Origin of the sequence: Photobacterium pectinilyticum, from assembly GCF_024357955.1 — a bacterium.
Lineage (GTDB): Bacteria > Pseudomonadota > Gammaproteobacteria > Enterobacterales > Vibrionaceae > Photobacterium > Photobacterium pectinilyticum.
Genome location: NZ_JANEYT010000169.1, coordinates 1 through 1,839, shown reverse-complemented (window position 1 = coordinate 1,839; position 1,839 = coordinate 1). Strand labels below are relative to the sequence as shown.

The 1,839-nt window shown below is 47.7% G+C and carries 2 protein-coding genes; both read right to left on the bottom strand.

Translation table 11 applies throughout. The features are described 5' to 3' along the window. Positions 1-104 precede the first annotated feature (104 nt). Positions 105-662 carry a copper resistance protein NlpE gene (locus NHN17_RS25665; protein ID WP_255045509.1) on the bottom strand — a complete coding sequence of 186 codons (558 nt, stop codon included), beginning with the start codon at positions 660-662 and terminating at the stop codon, positions 105-107. 136 nt (positions 663-798) lie between these two features. After that, the coding region (locus NHN17_RS25660) for a tryptophanase (protein ID WP_255045508.1) at positions 799-1,839 on the bottom strand (1,041 nt) is incomplete at its 5' end.

Genomic DNA, 1,839 nt, shown 5'->3' with positions numbered 1-1,839 from the left:
GTAAAAAAATCGCGATCGCGGCCGCTCTCTAAAAAAGAACCCCACTTAAAAAGTGGGGTTCGTCAGCAATCTGAGCCACCTTTCGGTGGCTGTTTTATTATCACTTACTGTTTACGCAACATGTAATGGCTTGCTAAATCACCTTCGACTCGGTTGCCTTCTCGATCTAATCGGAACAACTGGTTTTCACCAACAAAATACTGCACCGCATCATCACCGGCACCTAACAGGGCAATCGTGTTACCCGCTGTATTCCAGTTAAATGATCCTTCGTACTCAAAGGCATTACCTTCTTTTCCGAGATATACCTCAGTCATAATAAACGTACCATCCTTTTTTACGACGAGCTCAGTCTTGATCCCTTCACAGTCGGCACAAGGTAGGATACCAGTGTAAGTGCCATCCCAATCCAGTGCATTACGCGCGCTGTGAGCTGAATCAGCGATAGGTTGCGTTACTTCTGGTTGAGCGCCTTCTGTTTGGTCTACTTCTGGCAAAGTAACAGGCACTTCTGTTGTTGATGTGTCATCTGCTTGAACTTGGTTTTCTACTACCGCTGCTGTTTCAGCCTCAGTGTGAGATGGGGATTCTGGTGTGGCTTGTTGATCACATCCCGCCAGTACGAAGCCAGCCACAACCAGTGCAAGTAAGGTCTTTTTCATCTTGATTTCCTTAGTTAGCATTCTCATATAACTTGATATTTATTTTAGTGCTGTGATTGTGGGCTCAGCGTCATCGCTACGTTAGAAATGCGTCAAAACCACAGAAAGTCGGTAACTAACGGTGGTTATCCGCACGTTAATCCGCAATAGGCTTCAACTTTGCCGTGAAATGGCGCAATACTGGTGGTTCATACTCAAACTCCAAGCCACGTATTTCACTGGCCCGCCGATTAACGGCAATCAAGGCATCGGCGACATAATCCATATGATCATTGGTATATACCCGCCGTGGAATGGTTAACCGCATTCGCTCCAAAGCCGTGGATTTTTGCTTGCCGGTTTGCGGATCCCGCCCCATCAACAATGAACCGATTTCCACAGCACGCACACCTGATTCTAAATAAAGCGCATTACACAAGGCATGGGCCGGAAATTGGTGAGGTGGAATATGAGGCAGCATTTTCTTTGCATCAACAAACACCGCATGCCCACCGGTAGGGTATTGGATTGGCACGCCGCCTTCTCGCAACCGCTCACCCAGATATTTCACCTGGTTTATCCGGTAATGAAGGAAGTCTTCATCGGCGGCTTCATAGAGCCCCCGCGCCAACGCTTCCATATCCCGCCCGGCCATGCCGCCGTAGGTAACAAAGCCCTCCATCGGCACACACCGGGTCCTCACCGCTTGGAACAAGTCTTCATGATCTTTGATACAGCACAGACCACCGATATTCACCATCGGATCTTTCTTCGCCGACATCGTTAGTATATCGCCGTATTGATACATTTCACGGATGATGTCCAGAATGGGCTTTTCCGCATAACCCGCTTCTCGCCGCTTAATAAAATACGCGTTTTCACAATACCGGGCGGAATCAATCACCACGGGTATATCATTCTTCTGCGCTAGCTCGTAAACCGCCCGCATATTTTCCATCGCTACAGGTTGACCGCCCGAACTATTACAGGTGACGGTAGTAATAATAGCGGCTATGTTCACCGAGCCGTATTGTTCAATAGCAGCTTCAAGCTTCTCAAGGTCAAAATTGCCTTTCCAATCATCATAGGTCGAGGTATGGAAAGCACTTTCGGTCAGCAGGTTAACCAGGGTGAGATCACGAACGTTTTCTGACCAAATTCTGTAAGTTTGACCGGCAGATCGATTTATGATCTTATA

Coding starts and splice junctions, on each gene's coding strand:
- NHN17_RS25665 (WP_255045509.1), bottom strand. CDS start 662: ATGAAAAAGACCTTACTTGCACTGGTTGTGGCTGGCTTCGTACTGGCG.